Origin of the sequence: Butyrivibrio proteoclasticus B316 (assembly GCF_000145035.1) — a bacterium.
GTDB lineage: Bacteria > Bacillota > Clostridia > Lachnospirales > Lachnospiraceae > Butyrivibrio > Butyrivibrio proteoclasticus.
Window position 1 is genome coordinate 366,787 of sequence record NC_014387.1, and the last position, 21,745, is coordinate 388,531.

Annotated in this window: 18 protein-coding genes; 13 read left to right on the top strand and 5 right to left on the bottom strand. The window is 41.1% G+C overall.

The features are described from left to right. The 5 genes from BPR_RS01435 (at nucleotide 1) to BPR_RS01455 (ending at nucleotide 4,022) form a co-directional block, all read left to right on the top strand. Nucleotides 1–1,059 carry an L-threonylcarbamoyladenylate synthase gene (locus tag BPR_RS01435; RefSeq protein ID WP_042256331.1) on the top strand — a complete coding sequence of 353 codons (1,059 nt, stop codon included), beginning with the start codon at nucleotides 1–3 and terminating at the stop codon, nucleotides 1,057–1,059. Between the two features lie 89 nt (nucleotides 1,060–1,148). Then, entirely contained in the window at nucleotides 1,149–1,586 is a 438-nt protein-coding gene (gene rpiB / locus BPR_RS01440; RefSeq protein ID WP_026662904.1) for a ribose 5-phosphate isomerase B, read from the top strand. Between the two features lie 61 nt (nucleotides 1,587–1,647). Further along, on the top strand, nucleotides 1,648–2,277 hold the full coding sequence (gene upp / locus BPR_RS01445; RefSeq protein WP_026662903.1) for a uracil phosphoribosyltransferase: 630 nt from the start codon (nucleotides 1,648–1,650) through the stop codon (nucleotides 2,275–2,277). Between the two features lie 79 nt (nucleotides 2,278–2,356). Beyond that, nucleotides 2,357–2,839 (top strand): deoxycytidylate deaminase, encoded by a 483-nt coding sequence (locus BPR_RS01450; protein ID WP_026662902.1) that lies wholly within the window; start codon nucleotides 2,357–2,359, stop codon nucleotides 2,837–2,839. Between the two features lie 7 nt (nucleotides 2,840–2,846). Then, nucleotides 2,847–4,022, top strand: coding sequence for a cell wall hydrolase (locus BPR_RS01455; protein WP_013279681.1), 1,176 nt, complete (start codon nucleotides 2,847–2,849; stop codon nucleotides 4,020–4,022). Here the strand turns inward: BPR_RS01455 and BPR_RS01460 are convergent. Next, nucleotides 4,016–4,507 (bottom strand): DUF402 domain-containing protein, encoded by a 492-nt coding sequence (locus BPR_RS01460; protein ID WP_013279682.1) that lies wholly within the window; start codon nucleotides 4,505–4,507, stop codon nucleotides 4,016–4,018. The two genes, BPR_RS01455 and BPR_RS01460, sit on opposite strands and share 7 nt — an antisense overlap. A gap of 191 nt (nucleotides 4,508–4,698) precedes the next feature. Between BPR_RS01460 and BPR_RS01465 the strand changes: the two genes are divergently transcribed. The 7 genes from BPR_RS01465 to BPR_RS01490 all read left to right on the top strand — a co-directional run bounded on the left by BPR_RS01465 (nucleotide 4,699) and on the right by BPR_RS01490 (nucleotide 14,964). Further along, nucleotides 4,699–7,152, top strand: a complete 2,454-nt coding sequence (locus tag BPR_RS01465) for a hypothetical protein (protein WP_143754242.1) — start codon at nucleotides 4,699–4,701, stop codon at nucleotides 7,150–7,152. After that, nucleotides 7,152–10,271: a glycoside hydrolase family 2 TIM barrel-domain containing protein gene (locus BPR_RS01470; RefSeq protein ID WP_013279684.1), complete on the top strand. Its 3,120-nt coding sequence runs from the start codon at nucleotides 7,152–7,154 to the stop codon at nucleotides 10,269–10,271. The genes BPR_RS01465 and BPR_RS01470 overlap by 1 nt, the downstream gene beginning before the upstream one ends. 48 nt (nucleotides 10,272–10,319) lie before the next feature. Beyond that, nucleotides 10,320–10,958: a lactate utilization protein gene (locus tag BPR_RS01475; RefSeq protein WP_013279685.1), complete on the top strand. Its 639-nt coding sequence runs from the start codon at nucleotides 10,320–10,322 to the stop codon at nucleotides 10,956–10,958. A 39-nt stretch (nucleotides 10,959–10,997) separates the two neighbouring features. Then, entirely contained in the window at nucleotides 10,998–11,165 is a 168-nt protein-coding gene (locus tag BPR_RS21590; protein ID WP_242662176.1) for an RNA polymerase sigma factor, read from the top strand. 10 nt (nucleotides 11,166–11,175) lie between these two features. Next, a complete protein-coding gene (locus BPR_RS01480; protein WP_013279686.1) occupies nucleotides 11,176–12,429 on the top strand; it encodes a hypothetical protein in 1,254 nt (417 codons plus the stop codon). Nucleotides 12,430–12,508: 79 nt separating this feature from the next. Continuing rightward, nucleotides 12,509–13,171 carry an HAD family hydrolase gene (locus BPR_RS01485; RefSeq protein WP_013279687.1) on the top strand — a complete coding sequence of 221 codons (663 nt, stop codon included), beginning with the start codon at nucleotides 12,509–12,511 and terminating at the stop codon, nucleotides 13,169–13,171. A gap of 824 nt (nucleotides 13,172–13,995) precedes the next feature. Next, entirely contained in the window at nucleotides 13,996–14,964 is a 969-nt protein-coding gene (locus BPR_RS01490; RefSeq protein WP_013279690.1) for a hypothetical protein, read from the top strand. Between the two features lie 82 nt (nucleotides 14,965–15,046). On the opposite strand, the gene BPR_RS01495 is transcribed toward BPR_RS01490, so the two are convergent. The 4 genes from BPR_RS01495 to murC all read right to left on the bottom strand — a co-directional run bounded on the left by BPR_RS01495 (nucleotide 15,047) and on the right by murC (nucleotide 20,280). Continuing rightward, a complete protein-coding gene (locus BPR_RS01495; protein ID WP_013279691.1) occupies nucleotides 15,047–16,261 on the bottom strand; it encodes a ribose-phosphate pyrophosphokinase in 1,215 nt (404 codons plus the stop codon). After that, nucleotides 16,261–17,244 (bottom strand): ATP-binding protein, encoded by a 984-nt coding sequence (locus BPR_RS01500; protein ID WP_013279692.1) that lies wholly within the window; start codon nucleotides 17,242–17,244, stop codon nucleotides 16,261–16,263. The genes BPR_RS01495 and BPR_RS01500 overlap by 1 nt, the downstream gene beginning before the upstream one ends. 168 nt (nucleotides 17,245–17,412) lie before the next feature. Next, nucleotides 17,413–18,522: a DnaD domain protein gene (locus tag BPR_RS01505; protein ID WP_013279693.1), complete on the bottom strand. Its 1,110-nt coding sequence runs from the start codon at nucleotides 18,520–18,522 to the stop codon at nucleotides 17,413–17,415. Nucleotides 18,523–18,885: 363 nt separating this feature from the next. Continuing rightward, entirely contained in the window at nucleotides 18,886–20,280 is a 1,395-nt protein-coding gene (gene murC, locus BPR_RS01510) for a UDP-N-acetylmuramate--L-alanine ligase (protein WP_013279694.1), read from the bottom strand. Nucleotides 20,281–20,476: 196 nt separating this feature from the next. Between murC and BPR_RS01515 the strand changes: the two genes are divergently transcribed. Continuing rightward, the gene (locus tag BPR_RS01515) at nucleotides 20,477–21,745 is read left to right on the top strand and encodes a glucose-1-phosphate adenylyltransferase (protein WP_013279695.1); all 1,269 of its coding nucleotides are present in this window, start codon (nucleotides 20,477–20,479) and stop codon (nucleotides 21,743–21,745) included.

The window sequence follows — 21,745 nt, forward strand, 5'->3', positions numbered from 1 at the left end:
GTGGAAACAGAAGTAATAGTAATAAAAGAAAGTGAAATGAACAAAGAGGCCTTTGAAGGCCTGAAAAGAGCAGGACAGATAATAAGGGATGGCGGACTTGTAGCTTTTCCGACTGAGACAGTTTATGGTCTTGGTGGAGATGCACTTAATCCAATGTCATCCAAGAAAATATATGCAGCAAAGGGCAGACCATCCGATAATCCGCTAATAGTGCATGTTGCCAATATGGATGATCTTGCAGGCATTGTAAAAGAGGTTCCGGAAGCAGCAAGGAAGCTGGCTGATGCATTCTGGCCAGGCCCTCTTACAATGATCATGAATAAGAATGACAAAGTCCCTTATGAAACAACCGGGGGACTTGATACAGTAGCTATCAGAATGCCTAACAATAAGATTGCACTTGAACTTATCAGGCAGTCAGGAGGTTATATAGCAGCGCCTTCAGCTAATACATCTGGAAGACCAAGCCCTACGGTTGCAAGGTATTGCGTAGAGGACCTCTCAGGTAAGATAGAGATGATAATTGATGGAGGCCAGGTTGGTATAGGCCTTGAATCAACAATTGTAGATCTGACATCGCCTGTTCCGATGATCCTTAGACCAGGCTATATTACAGCACAGATGCTAAAAGATGTTCTTGGAGAAATCAGCATAGATAAGACGATTATCGACAGTAAATCAACTGAGAGACCCAAGGCTCCGGGTATGAAATACAAGCACTATGCTCCAAAGGGAGACCTTATGATAGTACAGGGCGCTCAGGAGCAGGTAGTTTCTTATATAAATGAACAGTCTGCATTGGCAGCTTCAGAAGGTAAAAGAGTGGGAATCATTGCCACAGATACTACCAGAGAACTGTACAAGGCAGATGTTGTTAAGAGTGTAGGAAACAGACAGGATGAGCGTACAATAGCTCATGAACTGTTCAAGGTTCTTCGCGAATTTGATGATGAGAATATTGATGTTATGTTCTCTGAATCTTTTGACGACAGTGGAATCGGACAGGCTATTATGAACAGACTTCTAAAAGCTGCGGGACATAATATCAAAACTGTTTGAGAATAAATGTAAAAACATTATAATATATATGGTACAGTCGTCAATGAGGCTTTAGCCTAGAGGCTGTATTACCAAAGAGGAGAATGAAAATGATAGCATTAGCAAGTGATCACGGCGGATTTGAACTCAAGGAGTCAGTTAAGAGACACCTTGATGAGAGGAAGATTGAGTATAAGGATTTCGGAACTTATGATCTGAACTCATGTGACTATCCTGATTTTGGAGCTGCAGCTGCTAAATCAGTAGCAGCAGGAGAGTGCGAGAAAGGCATTGTGATCTGCACAACTGGAATCGGCATTTCAATAGTTGCTAACAAGATTAAGGGCGTTAGATGCGCTCTTTGCTCAGAAGTATCTACAGCCAGACTTACAAGAGAGCACAATGATGCAAATGTGCTTGCAATGGGCGGCGGTTTTGTTGGCCCTGTTCTTGCAAATGAGATAGTAGATACATTCCTTGATACACCTTTTTCAAATCTTGAGAAGCATAGCCGCAGAATAGCTAAAATTGCTGAGCTTGAGAAATAATTAAGACTATTATCATTTTTTAAAATAATAGATAATGATTTTTAAATCCAGGAGGCATGAAATGGCAAAAGTAGTTATTATGGATCACCCACTGATTCAGCACAAGATTGGTTATATTAGGAGAACTGACACAGGTACTAAGGATTTCAGAGACACAATTGCAGAGATTGCAACACTTATCTGCTATGAAGCAACAAGAGATCTTCAGCTTCAGGATGTCGAGATTGAGACACCTATCTGCAAGACAACAGTCAAGGAGCTTAAGGGAAGAAAGCTTTGTGTAGTTCCTATTCTTAGAGCAGGTCTTGGTATGGTTGATGGAATGCTGGCTCTTATTCCTGCCGCTAAGGTTGGACATATCGGTCTTTATAGAGATCCTGAGACACTTAAGCCTGTAGAGTATTATTGCAAAATGCCTGCAGACGTTGCAGAGAGAGAAATTTTTGTAGTAGATCCAATGCTTGCAACAGGCGGTTCATCAGTTGCAGCTATCCAGATGCTCAAGGACAGAGGCTGTAAACATATTCATTTCCTGTGCATCATCGCAGCTCCTGAAGGACTTGAGGCTATGAAGGCAGCACATCCTGATGTTGATATTTACGTAGGTTCACTCGATGAGAAGCTCAACGAGCATGGATATATCGTTCCGGGTCTCGGCGACGCAGGAGACAGGATCTTCGGTACGAAATGAGTGATACAGGGACGAAAATAAAGTCACACGTATGCATGCTTGCATGTAGATGCACCACTTGGTTTTTTGGGGAGGTTACATGAAAAGAGAAGACTATATTTCTTGGGATGAGTATTTTATGGGAGTTGCCAAACTCGCTGCAATGAGATCCAAGGATCCCAATACTCAGGTTGGAAGTTGCATTGTAAGCGAAGATAATAACATTCTTTCCATGGGCTACAATGGATTTCCTAAGGGATGCTCTGATGAGGAGTTTCCATGGGAAAGAGATGGAGAGGATGAACTTGGGACCAAGTATCCTTTTGTTACTCATAGTGAGCTCAATGCAATACTTAATTACAGGGGCGGAAGCCTTGTAGGTGCCAAGATATATGTATCTCTTTTTCCTTGTAATGAGTGTGCCAAGGCTATAATACAGGCAGGTATTCGCACTGTGGTATATGATAGTGATAAGTACAGCACTTCTGCCAGCACCAGAGCATCAAAGAAGATGTTTGATGCTGCAGGAGTCAGATACTATCAGTACCAGCCAAGCGGCAGAAATATTAAAATTACCATATGAGACGAATATGAAGAAGACAAACTGGGTTTGTGGTAAAAGAATAGTAGCGATACTGGCTGCGGTTGTTATTGGTTTAGGATCCACATCTTCTGTGAAGGTTACTGCTACAGAATCAACCAGGAAACAGCTTGAAGATGCTAAAGAGAAAAAGAAACAGTCACAAAACGATTTGGACAATACCAAGGATGACATTGCCGAAATGAATGAGGAAAAGTCATCCCTTCAGAATCAGCTCAGTTCGCTGAACAATCAGCTTACAGAAGTCAGTAATAATCTGGAAGATCTGGAAGAACAGATTGATGATAAAGAAATAGAAATTGAGAATACAATGGCGGAACTGGAAGCAGCCAGAAAAACAGAAGTTTCTCAGTATGCCAGCATGAAAAAGCGTGTTCAGTTCATCTATGAGAAACAGAACTTTGTTCTTTTTGATATGTTGGTGGGTGCAACAAGCTTTGCAAATTTCCTCAATCAGAACAACTATGTTGAGCAGTTATCAGCTTATGACAGGAAGATGTTTCTGCAATATATAGAAACAAGGAAGAGCATTGAGGCCAAGGAGGCCAAGCTGAAAGAGGAAAAAGAGCAGCTTGATGAATACAAGGTCAAGGCTCAGGCAGAACAGAGCAGAGTTTCCGGACTAGTTAATCAGACATCCGGTAGTATCAAGCAATATGCCAATGATATCTCTGATGCAGAAGCCAAGGCTCAGGCTTTGGAGGATCAGATCAAGGCTCAGGAAGCTGATATTAAGAAACTGGAAGCTAAGCTTGCAGAAGAAATAAGGCTTTCCAAACTGGCAGCATCTTCTGCCTGGAGGAATATTTCAGAGGTTTCTTTTGCAGATGGCGACAGATATCTTCTGGCTAATCTGATTTATTGTGAGGCAGGATCAGAGCCATATGAAGGTAAAGTAGCCGTAGGAGCTGTTGTAATCAATAGAGTTTTGAGTTCAGTATATCCGGATACTGTTGTGGGTGTTATTTATCAGAATAAACAGTTTTCGCCTGTGAGCAGCGGAAGACTTGCGCTTGCACTGGCAGAGGGCAAAGCAACAGCAGCCTGTTACCAGGCTGCCGATGAAGCTATGAAAGGCTATTCAAATGTAGGAAACTGTGTTTATTTCAGGACACCGGTTCCGGGGCTGAGTGGAATAAATATAGGTGGGCATGTATTTTATTGATCATTTTTATCGGCCAGTTTTTCAATCGGGCTGGCCAGTTCAATAATGCCTACTTCGTACAGATCATTAAGGAGCTTGTTCAGTGAGAGCAGGCTCTTTTTCAGAAGTGTTTCATCAATCAGTCGCTTCTCAAAAGCTTCTGATAACTCATCAAGATCAACAACCCGCTGTCGTCCGTCAGGATAAATTTTCACGTCAGCGAGAAGATCAATTACTAAAAGGGAATTTTTATCAGGATTGTATTCATAGGTTATGATATCGCAGTACCAGCATAGGAGTGAATCGTCAGAACGCAGGAATTTGCTGATCTTGTAGCCGCGATCCAGATAATAGCAGGAATACCCCCTGGCCAGATCGCATCTGCTGTGAATGGTATTCCACTTGGTTACAATTTGTTTGCCGTTACATTCCAGAATGATATCATCCTTGAGTTCAAGGCATTCATCAGGAATGAAGCGTTTGCGGTACAAGATTGGATGATCCATATTGTCTCCTTTCGAGAAAACTGCAAACAGCTGAAATTGTATTACAAAAATCTTACTATTATTCAAATTGAAAGTCAATTATGCAGGGAAAATCAGTAAAACTCACTATATTTAAATCAATATATGCCATATTAATATTCGTAATTGCGGTTTTAATTATTAGCAGGCTTTCAACTGGCGATAATGCGGATATGACAGCGCAGATGTCTGAGGCGACTCTGCCAACAGTTTCGTTTGTCAGTAATTACAGAGAAGTCAGCCCGCTTCACGGCTATCTTGAAGAGATGGATATCAGCCACATCAGGGGAACTATTTTCCCTATAGGTAGTGGAAGAGATATTAACTACAAGATAAAAACCTATGGCCAGAAGGTTACCAACCTGAGTTTTGAAGTTAGAAATATAGATGGCAGCGGTCTTGTTGAGAATACTGATCTTCAGGATTACAAAGAAAGTGAAGATACTATAACAGGTTCTTTTCAGCTCAAAGATCTGATCTCTTCAGGTTCGGAATATATGCTGGTAATGCTGATGGATACAGAGATTGGCAGGGCAAGGTTTTATTCAAGGATTGTATGGACTAACGATGAGAGCAGATATCATATTGATGAAGAAGTAGATTTTGTCAGAAATTTTAGCATTGCTACTTTTGATAAAGAAGCGGCATCAGAATATTCCAGATATCTTGAATCTAATTCAGAGGGAGACAATACTTCTTTTAACAAAGTAAACATTCATAGCAGTTTCAATCAGGTTACATGGGGGGATCTTCAGATTGTAGACCACTCAGATCCTGAGGTCTATGTTACAGATATACATGGTCAGACGGGAAGCTATCTTCTGAAATATCAGATTAGTATTAAAGAAGGGGCTCTCAATAAAACCTATAATGTATGTGAGGCATACAGACTAAGGTTTACCAGTGACAGAATATATCTTCTCAACTTCGAGAGGACTGTTAATTATATTTTTGATACTAAATCTTTTTCCATTACCAAAAATGTGATCGGCCTTAGTATTTCAGACCCTGATTTACAGCTCGTTGAGAGTAGTAGCGGAAGTGCATTTGCTTTTGTTTCTGAGAACAGACTCTATATGCTCAACAATTCTGAGAACAGACTGGCTTATCTTTTTGGCTTTTACGATGATAACAACAATGATATCAGGACCAGATGGGATCAGAATTGCATCAAGATTCTCAAGGTCGATGAGGCCGGAAATGTTAAGTTTGCTGTGGCCGGTTATATGAACAGGGGCACGCATGAAGGCCAGGTGGGAATAGCTGTCTATGACTATAACGCTACCATCAATGCAGTTGAAGAGCAGGCTTTTGTTCAGAGTAAGAGTGATCCGCAGATTCTGATGGAGTATGTGGATACAATAGCTTATGTAAATAACAGTGATGTCTTTTACGTTATGCTTGATCAGAATATATATGCGATAGACTTAAATGATAGGACATCTACTTCAGTTGTGGATGACATTGGACAGGGAGAATACAAGATTTCTGAATCAATGAACACTATTGCCTGGCAGAGCGATGATCTTAAGAGTCTGAATATGATGAATCTTGGAACCAAGACTGTATCTGAGGTTACAGCAGAAAATGGTGATCTGATCAGGGTACTGGGCTTCATGGGAGAGGACATGGTTTATGGTCTCGTGCATGAATCGGATGTTCTCAATGACCAGATGGGAAATCCAGTATATGCTATGTACAATATTCTCATTCAGGATGGCGATGGCAATATCTTAGAGAATTATCACCCTGATGGCATTTATGTAACTTCAGTATCTATCAGCGATAATCAGATCAGGATGACGAGAGTTGTCAAGGATGAGGAGGCAGGAAAATATATCAGTACCTATGATGACCAGATCATGAGTACTTTGAAGGCAGAGAAGGGAAGTAATACTGTCTCTGTAGTTTCTGTTGATATATATGAAAAGATAGTTCAGATTTCAACCAAGAGCGAGATAAAGACCAAGCAGATAAGAGTTCTTACCCCGGCTCAGACTCTTTTTGAAGGCGACAGGGACGTAAATATTGATACTAAGAGAAATGCAGATGAGAAGCCTTTTTATTATGTGTATGGTCTCATGGGAATAGAGGGGATATACAGTGATCCTGCTGAGGCAGTGAAACTTGCTTTTCGTTCTCCGGGAACTGTAGTAGGTGATAATAATAAATATGTTTGGATAAAAGGAAATCTTCTGAGATCCAATCAGAACATGTCAATAACAAGATCTGCGGAAATATATCCAAATATGACAAGTAAGGATCCTGTATCAGTATGTCTGGATCTGATACTTAATTATGAGGGTGTTAACAGAAATGTTGAATCGCTTCTTGCGGGCGGAGACAGTGTTTATCAGATACTTGAATCATCGCTCCCGGATGCAAGGATACTTGATCTTGATGGGTGCCCAATGTCAGCTATGTTGTATTATACCAACAAAGACATTCCTGTAATGGCTATGTTAAATGACGGTACAGCTGTTCTGATCATCGGTTTTAATGATCTTAATACGGTGTTGATGAATCCTACTACCGGCGCTGTATACAAATATGGAATGAATGATTCAGAGAAGCTTTTCGAAGAAAACGGTAATCATTTTATTACCTACATTATGGAGGAAGACTAATGGATAAATTTGAGTATTCTTTTATTGCTGATCCGGAAGTGTTTAAAGACAATGTGCTCCCTGCTCATGGAGATTTTGTGAGCTTTGCGACTGAGGATGAGCTTGCTGAGGGAGATACATCACTGAGGATTTCTTTAAACGGATTGTGGAAATTTCATTATGCCAAGAACTACAGAGCAGTAGTTCCTGGATTTGAAAAAGAGGATTATGACTGCGATTTCTGGGATGATATACATGTTCCTGCCCACATGCAGATGGAAGGCTATGACATTCCGGCCTATATAAATGTTCAGTATCCGTGGGATGGACATGAGAAGATAGAGCTTGGGCAGGTTCCGGAGGAGTTTAATCCTGTTGGAAGTTATGTTAAGTATTTTAATCTTCCTGTCCAGTGGAATGGACAGACAGTTCATGTGGTATTTGATGGCGTTGAAAGCGGCTATGCCCTCTGGCTCAATGGCCATTATGTCGGATATAGCGAAGACACATTTACTCCTTCAGAGTTTGATCTTACCCCTTTCTTAAAAGAGGGTGTAAATAAGCTGGCTGTTCAGGTGTTTAAGTGGACATCTTCAAGCTGGATGGAGGATCAGGATTTCTTTAGATTTTCAGGAATTTATAGAAATGTCTTTTTGCAGCTTATTCCATCAGCACATCTTGAGGACGTTAAGATCAGAACTCTTTTAAATGATGAGTTTACAGAGGCTGAGCTTGAGGTTACTTATAAGACTTCAGGACAGGGCAATCTGGAATACAAGCTTTATAGAAACAATCACCCTGTTGTATGGGGCAAAGTGGAACTACCTGGTGATCGCACGGAAAATGTGGTAAAAGACAAGGTGACATCTCCTATGTTGTGGAGTGCTGAGGATCCTCAACTCTATCAGCTTGTTATAAAAGTTACAGACGAGGATGGAAATGTTCTCGAAGTAGTTAGCCAGAATGTTGGCTTTAGGCGCTTTGAAATGAAAGATGGCCTTATGCTGATAAACGGCAAGCGAATTGTGTTTAAGGGTGTCAACAGACATGAATTTTCCTGCGATAGCGGACGTGTTGTTTCTTATGAAGATACACTCAAAGACATAATCACAATGAAAAGAAATAATATAAATGCCATAAGAACCAGTCATTATCAGAATTCTGCGGCTATTTATGAACTTTGCGATATTTACGGCTTATATATGATTGCCGAGAATAACTTGGAGTCACATGGAAGCTGGTCACATCTTGGAAATGAGGCAGCAATTCCCTATGCAATTCCGGGCAGCAGAGAGAACTGCATGGAGATGATGCTTGATAGGATCAATTCCACATATCAGCTTGATAAGAACCATCCTTCAGTGCTTATATGGTCTATCGGAAATGAGTCTCACGGAGGCAAAGTTCCTTATGAGATGTCTCAGTTGTTCAGAAAACTTGATCCTGACAGGCTTGTACACTACGAAGGAATCTGTCATGACAGAACTTACAATGATACCAGTGACATGGAGAGCCAGATGTATCCTCCTGTTGTGGCTATTGAGAAGTTCCTCTCAGAGCACCCTGAGAAGCCTTTTATCTGCTGCGAGTATTCACATGCCATGGCTAACAGCATTGGCGGAATGTTCAAGTATACTGATCTTGCCGAAAGAGAACCCCGCTATCAGGGCGGATTTATCTGGGATTTCATAGATCAGACAATTAGGGCCAAGAACTGCTTTGGCGAAGATTATCAGGCCTATGGTGGAGACCATGGAGAGAGACCGACAGATTATAGCTTTAGTGGAAATGGTATCGTTAATTCTGATCGTGAACCTTATGCCAAGATGCAGGATGTTAAGTTCAACTATCAGAACATCAGGGTAACTGTAGAAAGAGACAAGGTTAAAGTTGTTAACAATTCTCTTTTCACAAATACAAGTGAGTACGATTGCCTGGTAATTCTTGAAAGAGACGGCAAGAAACTTCTTGAAAAGCACATGGCTACAGCTGTAGAGCCTCTTTCAGAAAAAGAGTATGAGCTTCCTGAGGCTATAACAGCAAGAATGTCAGTTATGGGAGTTGAAGGCTATAACGAAAACGGCCCATTCCCGCTTGATGAGTATGTTGTAACCGTTTCCTTCAGACTTCGCGATGATTCATTATGGGCAGAGAGAGGACACGAGGTAGCCTTTGGTCAGGGAGTGTTCAGACTTGCAGCTTCTACATCCATTTGCTGCGCACCGCTCAAGGTGATAAAGGGTGACTATAATATTGGCGTTAAGGGAAATCACTTTAGCGTAATGTTCTCAAGAGATAAGGGCAATATTACATCATATAATTATGGCGGAAAAGAGCTGATACAGGGGCTTGGACTTCCAAGACCAAACTTCTGGCGTGCTCCTGTAGAAAATGACAGGGGAAATAATCTGGCAGGAAGATATGCTCAGTGGAAGATTGCAAGTTCATACGCTTCAACAGCGCCTATTTATGAGGAATCTACAGGATATGTAAACGGCAGTATGGAAGAGAGGTGGCAGTATCCTAAGGTTATTGAGGATACGAACAGTGTCAGTGTAGTGTGCAAATTCTATCTTCCTACAACTCCTGCAGCATCTGTTCTTGTAACTTATACAGTTACAGGGGATGGACGAGTATGGATCAAAGAGGAATACGAGCCTGTTAAGGGACTTACTCCAATGCCTGAATTTGGTATGCTCTTTAGATTTAGTCCTGAGTTCAATAAGGTCGAGTATTACGGAAATGGCCCTATGGAGAATTATGTGGACAGGAACAGAGGAGCTAAGCTTGGAATATTCAATACTACAACCACAGAAGCTATGGAGAAGTATCTGCTTCCTGAGGAAACAGGAAACAGGACAGGAGTAAGATGGGCTAAGGTAACTGATAACAGGGGAAGAGGCCTGTTGTTCGAAGCACCGGATACCATGAATTTCAGCGCTATTCCATATTTGCCGGATGAACTGGAGGCAGCAGATCATCCTTATGAGCTTCCACGCGTAACCAAGACTATTGTACGCTGCAGTTGTATGCAGATGGGAATAGCGGGGGATGACACATGGGGAGCCAAGACACATCCTGAATTCCTGCTTCCAAACGATGAAAAGCTTACTTTTGTTATGAGCTTTAGAGGAATCTGATGATATTTTGAGAATGTGATTCCCAATGATAAATAGGAGGAGATTGGCATGAACGAGAACATTACAAAGAGAAATGAACTGTTGGCAAAAAAGGTTATTGCAGGGCTTGAGTCACGAAATATGTCAGGTTACTATGCAGCTGATAAAGAGGAAGCTCTTAAGAAGGCTCTTGAGCTTATACCTGAGGGCAGCAGTGTGACTATGGGCGGAGCTATGAGTGCTCATGAGATCGGACTTGTAGAAGCTGTTAAGAATGGCAATTACAACTTTATAGACAGAGAGACAGCTAAGACTCCTGAGGAAAAGAGAGCTGCGATGCTTAAAGGATACGATGCTGATGTATTCCTTGTAAGTGCCAATGCAATGACAGAAGATGGAGTGATCGTTAACATTGATGGTAATTCCAACAGGGTTTCTATGATAGCTCAGGGGCCCAAAAAGGTAGTATTTATTGTCGGCATGAACAAGATCTGCGATGACATTGACGGCGCTATGAAGAGAGCGAGAAATGTTGCTGCACCTATCAATGTACAGCGCTTTGGGCTTAATACACCGTGTGCCAAGACCGGTTCTTGCATGAATTGTAAATCTCCGGATACTATCTGCTGTCAGTTCCTCATAACACGCTTTTCAAGACACAAAGACAGAATTCATGTAATTCTTGTTAATGACAATCTTGGATTCTAAAACTACATCTTGTATTGTAAATATTGGCGGAGTGCTGTTTTGACGCACTCCGCAATTTTTAATATTGTACTTGAAGGAAAGATTCTGGTTCTTAGATGTTTTGACGGCTATTCGTCAACGCAGATAGGACAGCTGCTAGGACTTCCACCCGGAACAGTCAGAAGTAAATTACACGAAGCAAGAAAACATTTAAAGGATATGTTATAGGAGGAGAAAGATGAAGCTTAGGATCAATTGTGAAACTTGTGATGCCAGAAAAATCAATGAAGAGAATTACAAGGAATTTAGCCAGATCAAGATCTACACTGAGGAACTGCTTGTAGACGACAGGAGCAAAGAAGTGCTCAACAGACTTCCATTCAACATCAAGGCAGAGGAAGTAAGAAGCAAGGATCTGAGCGAGGATGGCCCAAACAAAAATATAAATATAAATGGAATTTATGAAATTACACCTGAATCAAGTGTAGCCGATGGAACAGCTATAGTGATAAATGGCGTGCTCAAGGTTGCGCCGGGCTCTCAGGAAGCACTTAAAAAGTTTAGCAGGATTACTGTAAACGGACTTATACTGTGCCCTAAGTCAATAGCAGCTCTTTTGCCTCTTCCGGGACTGACCATCAATGGAATGACCAAAGCTTACCCGGATGAATATGTTCTTCTTGAGAACAGGTACAAACTGGATAAGTATTTTCCTATGAGAGTGCCTGAAAATAGCGGATATTATGCCGCCAGTTTTATTTATGACTCAGATATTACAATTGATTTTGGCAAGCTTGTGGAAAAAAATATAAAGTTTTCCACAGAGAAGGTGTATATCAGAAAGAGCCACATTGAAACAGCAATTCCGCTATTTAATATAGAGGCTGAAATAGTTGAAATTCCTGATGATTGCAGCGTTGTTGTCGCTGATCAGAATGAGATTGATTCAAACTTTGTTGATACTAACGGGGAGAGTCTTTATATTATCGGAAATGTACATATCTCTGCGAGCAACAAAGAAGCTCTTGGAAGAATCAAATCACTTATCGTAGAAGGCAACATTACTGCTGATGCTGATTGTGAGCAGATGTTAAAAGAGATATATGTTCAATGCGACAAGCTTATTATCAGCCGAGGTAAAGTTATAGAGGATGTGGCAATAGCAACAATAGATAAAGGTACACTTGAGGATGCGTTGAGCGGAATAATAGTAAGAGATTGTGCTCTTCTCAAGATTGATAAGGATGTACCACCTGAACTTATCAGGCAGAGGCTTAAGGTTAGAGATTGCGCCAAAGTCACCTGTACAAGCGAACAAAAAGCTGCGGTAAGCTCTGTATCCAGCGACGTTGCTTTTATAGGAACAGATAGTATAAAATCATTATTTGGAAACCTCTTTGGAAGCGGGGCAGAGGAAAGCTATGATAATACAGCTCCTTCAGCCTTCGAGGATGATACCAAATATATTAATGCTGAATACTATGAACTTTAAATGTTTGTAAGGATACATCGCTCCATATACGAGGACCTGGTCCAATAATCTAAATATATTAACAGCAAGGAACAATTCTATGAAAAAAGATATAAAGGCCGTTATTTTTGACTTGGACGGCACACTGACAGATACAGAGAAATTCTATCAAAAGGCATGGCCTGAGGCACTAGCTCATTTCGGCTATAAATGTGAGCCCTGGATGCCCCTAGAACTAAGATCTCTTGGAAGACCTTTTGCACCTGAGAAGTTCAAAGAATGGTTTGGCCAGGATTTTGATTACAACAAGGTCAGAGAATATAGGAAAGCCCTGGTTGTTGATATTATCAAGGAGCAGGGAATTCCTCTTAAGCCAGGTGCTAAGGAAATTCTCGTATGGCTAAGAGAGCAAGGAATTCTTACATGTATTGCTACAGCAAATGATTATGAGAGGACCAAGGGTTATCTTAACAAACTCGGATTATTCGACTATTTCGACAGGATAATATGCTCCGATATGGTTAAACTAGGTAAGCCTGCTCCAGATATATATGCATATGCCTGTGAGCAGTTGGAACTCTCTCCAGATGAGACCTTTGCAGTAGAGGACTCACCAAACGGAGTCACCAGTGCATATCTTGCCGGCTGTAACGTAATAATGGTTCCAGACCTTACAGAGCCCGATGAAGAACTAAGTACTAAACTATATGCCTGCGTCCCAACCCTACTAGATATCAAAAACCTCATCACATGCACTGATTAACCGCACCCTCGGGCCCCCGCATCAGCAGGGAAATAAGCGATTCGCAATGAGGTATTTTCGCGCCTTTGTGAGTGCCGGGGTATTTCATGAGCTTTACAAATTCAGCCGGATATTCTTGTTTATGGCTCAACATGTTTGAGCATCCGACGGCCCTTTATTCGCATAGTGTTTTCACCAGCTCGTCACTGACAAATGCAGATTTTCTTAGATGTTTCCGCATTTTTTCTTTTATTGATGCATGCTCAGCTAAACTTGCAGGACGGATGGTTGTTTCTAATTGAAAATGACATAGCCCGCTAAGCGGGCGTAAAAAAGAGAAGGTATCAATCTTCCAAGCTAGCTTGAAGAAGTTGATACTTTCTCTTTTTATAGATGCTACGCATCATATGTCATTTTCATTTGTTAGTATAATCTTTCCGTCCTGCTTCAAACAAAGCTTCGCATGCATCGTGAAAAAATGCCATGGAAACATTAGAAAATCGCATTTGCCATCTCAGACTCGCCGCGCGAAAACATCTGTTTGAAATCGGGCCGAGGATGTGAGTCCTTTGAGCCATAGAATAGAAGGCTGAATTTGTAAGGCCATGAAATCACGGCAGGAGTGGTAAGAAAATACCTCATGCGTGAGCGAAAGACGTTGCTGATGTGGGGAGAGGGGGCTTTTTACAATGGTGGGAGGGGTGGGATGAATATATAAAGTTTTAAATTTTATTTTAGATTTGTTTAATTTTATTGTGCATGAAAGTAGTGTAATATGAATAGCGTTGAAACATTATTTCACATGAGGGGTGAGGTAGTGAAAAAATATTAGGAGGGAAACTATTATGAGAAAGCATGTAGTAAGTAAGATCCTTACTATTGCTGTGGCAGCATCACTTTCAGCAATGGTACTTGTAGGTTGTGGTAGCGAAGAGGCACAGGATGTTTCAGAGAACGGAGCTGTAGAAGAGGCTTCTATGCTGGAATCAATTGCCGACGAGCCTGTAGCATTGGCAGCAGATGCTGAAGCCGATAAAGAAAAAGAAGTTTACTTCCAAAAAGGCGTCTATGCGAATTATTCTAAGGACGCCGAGAATCCACCAAAAAACTATTTCTATGTTTTTAATGATGAGAGCTGGGGACATACAGAGGAGAGTGCTAATGGAGCCGGCGTTCCCTTTAGCTGTGAACAGAAAGATGGACAGGTAAAATTCTCTTTTGGGAATGCTGATGCTATAGAAGATGTATTTATTGTCACTTCTGTAGAGGATGGCTTTGTTTATGGTCATTACGACGATGATATGAAGCTTGAACTTGTGTTTGAGTATCTTCCTGATGTTGATCCTGATACATTTGACGCAGTTAATTATGCAAGTGATGGTGATTATATTTATAACGATGCTAATGGATGGAGCATCAAGTACGATCCTAAGCTTTTTGATATAACACAGGATGGTAATAAGGTTGCTATTGTATATACCGGAGAATGTGCCGGAACAAATATGGTGATGGTTACTTATGATTGTGACCATATTGGAGCAGAGATAAGAAATGAATATGCCAAAGAGTACGGAGATAACGCTGTTACATCAGATGGTATATTCCCGGGAACAGAGGATGTTACCGGCTATTGGGCAATGTGTCCTCCCGCTGAAGAAGGTTCAGGCCTTTACATGACTTCTATCTCAAGAGACTATATGGATGGATCACTCACATTTGAGCTGATTGGCCATAATAGTGGAGATGAAGCTCTTGATATAGAAGTTTCTGATCGCATGGCAATGATCATAGATTCACTGACATTTTCCAAATAATTTCGAATATATAATGTAGGGGAATAAAAAAGAAAGTCGCTCATGATATGGGCGACTTTCTTGATTAATCAAATTATTCTTATCAGAGCTTTTTCTCTGCTTCAAGTGAAGCACGAAGTTCTCCGCTGTTGTATCTCTCGATAATGCTGTTGATACGTTCTACAGGATTGAGAAGATCGCTGATAGAAGCATCATGGTTAAGTGTATCGATAAGGTAAGCAATATACTTACTCATATCGCAGCTAATATACCATTCACGGGATAAGAGCTCTGGAGTCTGGTATACAAGGTTTGTTGTAAGAACTCTGTCAATGAGACCTTTTTCATAAGCTTCGTCAAATGCCTCGAGTCCGCTGGTGAAAAGACCAAAGGTTGAGAATGCGTATATTCTGGCAGCCTTACGCTCTTTAAGAGCCTTGGCTACATCAAGAAGAGATTCTCCTGATGAAATCATATCATCAACAATAATAACTGACTTACCCTCAACGCTTGTTCCGAGGAACTCGTGTGAAACGATAGGGTTACGTCCATCAACAACCTGTGTATAATCACGTCTCTTGTAGAACATACCTACATCGAGACCAAGTACGCTGGCAAGATAGATTGCACGGCCCATTCCGCCTTCATCAGGAGAAATAACCATCATGTGATCTGAATCAATCTTGAGATCCCAAACGTTTCTCAAAAGAGCTTTGATGAACTGATATGTGGTACGAACGGTTTCAAATCCGTTAAGTGGAATAGCATTCTGAACTCTAGGATCGTGTGCATCGAAGGTGATAATGTTATCAACACCCATGTTTACAAGTTCCTGAAGAGCGATAGCGCAGTCAAGAGATTCTCTTGAGCTTCTCTTGTGCTGTCTGGACTCATAGAGGAAAGGCATGATAACTGTGATACGTCTGGCCTTACCACCTACAGCGGCAATAATTCTTTTTAGATCCTGATAGTGATCATCAGGAGACATGTGGTTCTCCTGACCAAAAAGAGAATATGTCTGTGAATAGTTACATACATCAACTAGAAGATAGAGGTCATCTCCACGAACCGAAGTTCTGATAACACCCTTGGCCTCTCCGGTACCAAATCTTGGAACCTCAGCATCCAAAATATAAGATGGACGCTCATAGCCTGTAAATGCAAGACTCCCCTTGTGTTCGTTCTCCCTCTCAGCTCTCCATTTTACGAGATAGTAATCGACTTTTTCTGCAAGTGGCTTGACACCCTTAAGTGGGATAATTCCAAGTGATCCTACAGGAATTGTCTCCAGATTACGTTTCTCTTCTCTTTTTGGCATTACTGCAAATCCTCACTTTCTTTTTTTGCAATTTTCTTTAATTTACGAATATCCGGACCTGTTAGTTTGAGAAGTTTATAATTGCTCACAATTCTCGAAACAATACGATCCGAGTAGATAGCCTGCAAGTCTTCAAGAGAAAGGTTTGTGGTTATGATAGTTGATTTCTTCCTGATATCACGTTCATTGATACAGGAGAAAAACTCCGATAGCACAAAACTGTTGACGCGTTCCGTTCCAAGGTCATCGATGATAAGAAGTTCACAATTGTACAAATCCTCGTAGATGTCGTGAAGTTCCTGTTTGGCCTTGTAGTCAAAGGCATATTCTGAAAGCATTGTGAATAGCCCCAGGGAACTAAAATATATGACTGAATGCCCTTTCTTAAGTAATTCATTGGCAACGCAAATCGATAAGAATGATTTGCCAGTACCAACTGTACCATAAAAGAATAAATTTTGGTAGTCAGAGTTGAAATTCTTAACAAAATCTTCACTAGTACGAACGGCACCCTGAAATCTTTTAAGGTCCTCGCCAGTGTAATACTTATCGGTGAGAAGCTTAAAATTAGCGGATTTTGTCATTATCTTAAGGTTGGATTTATCGTAAAGAGCTTCAATGATCTTCTGTTTGAAGCAGTGACATTTTTCATTTCCTATATAACCGGTATCCTGGCAGTCCTGGCATGTATAGCCCATATCAAGATAATCAGAAGAGAAACCTGCCTCGGTTAAAAGAGTGAGCTTCTGTCTGGAAAGTTCTGCAATTTCTTTTTTAAGAGCAGATCTGTCGAGACGTTCGCCAGAGAGAAGTCTTTTGCCAAAGTTAACACTTGTGGTAGCTATGGCGTCTTCAAGTTCCTTGTAACCTGGAACGTTGTCATAAACATAGCGCTGTCTGTCCTCAAGCTCCTGCCTGTGGAGAGAGCGCCTTTCTTCATATTCATGCATTATAGCGTCATACTGAGCGTTGGTTAATGCCATGATGTCTCCTTAATAGTAATGTTGCGGATTCTGTGGTGTGTCATTGCACAATATAGCCCCGTACGTGTTCAGGGGAAGGGCATGACTGCCGCCACCAGAACAAAGTACAGGGCTGGGCTCTTGTGATGCTCATATCTGATTCCCAGGCAGACATGAGAGAAACGTATATCAGTTGTCCAGAAGTTTCGACTCGAGTTCAGCAAAATTATATGTATTCTGCTGGAACTGATTGAAATGATTCTGGGAACCGTTAGGACGAATATATGATTCGTCTAAGCGGGCCTTAACATCGATGGATGAAACGGAAGCCTTAGCCTTCTTCTTGCGAAGGTCAGCGGTATGCGCATCGTCTAACCTGGCAATATCCTCCCTTGATGTTACCTTGCTCTTATGCCAGGAACGAAGAATGCTGTCGCAATACTTCAAGCGATTCTTCTGTGTGGCCATGACAGTGCGTTCGCAGGCTTCCATAATGATATCCATCGAAAATTCTAGCTCCCCACGCCACGAACTGATAACGGAGCCTTCCGTTACAGTTGGTGAATTTTCCATACCCAGGGCCTTCATTACTGAAATAATGTCCCCATCATGCTTATAGCTTTCCGCGCGAGCCTGTCTTGGCGTTTTGATGCCTTCCTGATTCCAGCTAATGGCAACCTTTTCCATGTATCTGAAATCAGATTTATGATTATCGACGCAGTACTGCATCAGATAGTCCAAAAGTTCATCGCTAAACTTAAGTTCATCATGAATATAATAAATTGTAGACATCTCAGAAGGATTAAGTGGTCTGCCGTAATACTGCTCAGCAATGAACATGATTCCGCTGCCGGAAGTCTCTTTGAAATCTCGAAGCTGAGCTGCTGTATAATGTGGCTTCTCATATACAGGTTCAGAAACCTCTGCTACAGGAGCTTTCTGAATAGGAGGAAGGGCGTGGATAACACTGTCTTCCTTTCTCCTGCCATAACCCTTGTGAGTAACTATTTCTTCCATATGAATACTGGTAAGGTTCTGATCTGCATCGTAAACAAGACTGATGAGACCTTTTTTCTCCCAGTATTTGAGAGCACGTATAACGTCCTTCTCAGTGTGGTTGAATTTATCAGCAAGATCTGGAACACTTGTTGGTAAATTCGATGCCATCATACGCAGTAGAAACAAGTAAACTTTGAGCTGCGCATCATTTGCATCCTGCATGTATTCGTCAATGAAAATATTGGAAACATTGGTAGAATCCTCCCCCATACTATGACTTATTGTTACCTTCCCCATCATATATCTGATCACCTCTTAAATAAATTTAGGTGTTCTGAGGTCATATTACTGTCCGATCCGACGTCAGACGTAAATCAAGCTTTTTTCACTCGCACTCCCTTGAACAATTGAAATTATAGCATGACCATTTTTTAAATGATATTGGAAAAAGTGACGAAGAAATTCAGTACCCATGCGCGGTTTCCAATTGTGGACACTTCTGTGGATAATGTGGATAACGTGGATTATTTAATAAAAAAATTATAAAAAACAGCCTAATCATCTACCCTTACCCATTTTAAAAAGTAAGTGGAAAATGTTAGGCTGTTATCCACCGAAATCGTTTAATATTTTGACCTATTAATGGTGGAAATGTGGATAAGTTTATTTTCCGAGGAGTTCATCCCCTATTTTCACAACATCACCGGCACCCATGGTTATCAACAAATCTCCCTTAGTGCAATTTTGCAAAAGAAATTTTTCTATTTCACCAAAGTTTTCAATTGTTGGAAAATAATTACATTCATGTCCATTTGCGACAATTTTATCTCGCAGAGTTCTGGAACTAATTCCAAGAGTATCTGTTTCTCTGGCTGCGTATATGTCAGCTAGAACCACGTGATCTGCAAGAGAAAGAGCATCTGCAAACTCATCAAGAAGTGCCTTGGTCCTGGTGTAGGTATGTGGCTGGAATACACACCAGATCTTATTATGTGGATAATTCTGGGCAGCTGTTAGTGTTGCCTTTATCTCTGTTGGATGATGAGCGTAGTCGTCAATGATCGTAACTCCGCCAATTTCTCCCTTGTACTCAAAACGTCTGCTTGTACCGCCAAAGGCAGAAAGAGCTGCTACAATGTTATCCTTGGAAATACCAAAGAGATTAGCTACTGCTATAGAAGCAAGAGCGTTGTAAACATTGTGGATTCCGGGAACAGCAAGACTGATATCAAGAGTCTCTCCTCCGGGAAGATGAGCAGTAAATGAAGGATTACCCTGCTCGTTGTATGTTATGTCAGTTGGATAATAGTCAAAAGAGTCCCTGGAACCATAAGTAATGATCGTGCAAGGAAGTGAATCTGTGATCTCTTCTACATTATCAATATCGCCGTTGATGACAAGAGTACCGTCAGCCGGAAGGAGCTGGGCAAACTTTCTAAAAGAATGTCTGATGTCATCAAGATCTTTGAAGAAATCAAGATGGTCAGCATCTATATTGGAAATGATACTGATCTTAGGGAAGAAGCTGAGGAAACTGTTAGTGTACTCACAGGCTTCTGTTACAAAATATTCTGACTGGCCAACTCTGATATTTCCACCTATATCTTTGAAAATACCACCGATTGAAAGTGTTGGGTCTGTGTCAGCTTCGAGAAGAATCTTGGATAACATGGAAGTTGTTGTAGTCTTGCCGTGAGTTCCGGCTACTGCTACCGGAAGCTTGTACTGCTTCATGATCTGGCCAAGGAGCTGAGCTCTTGTGAGCATTGGAAGGTTTGCTTCCTTGGCAGCCATAAATTCAGGATTGTCAGGATGTACAGCCGCTGTATAAACTACAACATCTATATCACCTGCATTTCGAATATTTTCAGCCTTCTGACCATAGAAGATTGTTACACCCTTTTTCTCAAGGGATCTTGTAAGATCAGACTCCTTATTGTCAGAGCCTGAAATCTTGAAGTTTTCTTCTATTAATATCTGAGCAAGTCCGCTCATGGATATTCCGCCAATACCCATGAAATACACATGAACAGGGGTCTTGAAATCTATTTGATACATAAATGAACCTCGATTCTTCTTATAATTAATATCTCTTTAACGGATTATATTCTAGCACTTATAATGACATTGTCAAAAAAACAAATATTAAGTAAATATAAATTTAAAAAATCATTAATGTTGCCGCCACTTGTGCAAATCTTATGATATACTTTTATGTAGGGAAATAAAGCGATTTTTTGCAACGAGGTGGAACATGATAAAAAAGGAAATGATCGCAATGCTCTTGGCAGGGGGCCAGGGCAGCAGGTTAGGCGTGCTGACAGCCAAGATGGCTAAGCCAGCCGTATCATTTGGGGGAAAATATAGAATTATCGATTTCCCTCTTAGTAATTGTATTAATTCAGGAGTGGATACTGTAGGTGTCCTTACACAGTACAGACCGCTTCGACTCAATTCTCACATTGGCATTGGTATTCCGTGGGATCTTGACCGTAACTTCGGTGGTGTAACAGTCTTACCGCCCTACGAGAAGAGCTCCAACAGTGAATGGTATACCGGTACAGCCAATGCTATTTACCAGAACTTAGAATATATGGAGAATTACAATCCTGATTATGTATTGATTCTCTCAGGAGATCATATTTATAAGATGGATTATGAGACAATGCTTGATTTCCACAAATCAAGTGGCGCTGATGCTACCATTGCTGTTATGCCGGTTCCGATGGAAGAGGCCAGCAGATTCGGTATTATGATCACTGATCAGAATAAGCGCATTATTGATTTCGAAGAAAAGCCGGAGCACCCACGTAGCAACCTTGCTTCTATGGGTATCTACATTTTCTCCTGGAAGGCACTCAAGGAAGCTCTCATCAAGAACAAGGATCAGGCAGGACTTGACTTTGGTAAGCATATCATTCCTTATTGCAAGGAACAGGGACAGGCTCTTTATGCTTATGAATTTGATGGCTATTGGAAGGATGTTGGAACACTCACATCATATTGGGAAGCTAACATGGAACTTATTGATATCGTTCCTGAGTTTAACCTCTATGAGGAGTACTGGAAGATATATACAGCAAGCGATGTTCAGCCGCCGCAGTATCTTGGCCCTGAAAGTGCTATAGAACGCAGTATCGTAGGTGAAGGCTGCGAGATTTACGGTAAGGTTTACAATTCAGTAATCGGACCAGGTGTCAAGATTGGCAAGGATACAGTTGTCAGCCATTCCATCATCATGAATGAGACAGAGATTGGCGAGGGCTGTAACATAGAAAAAGGCATCATAGCTGAGAAGGTTAAGATTGGTAACAATGTTACACTCGGAGCCTTCGAGGAAAAAGAGAACGAGACCAAGCCCGGTATTTATTGTGAAGGTCTCTGCACTATCGGTGAGAAGTCAGTTATTCCGGACAATGTTAAGGTTGGAAAGAATACAATGATTTCAGGTAAGACTGTTCCGGAGGATTACCATGATGGAATCCTTGACAGCGGCAGAACATTAGATAAGGCAGGTGATTGA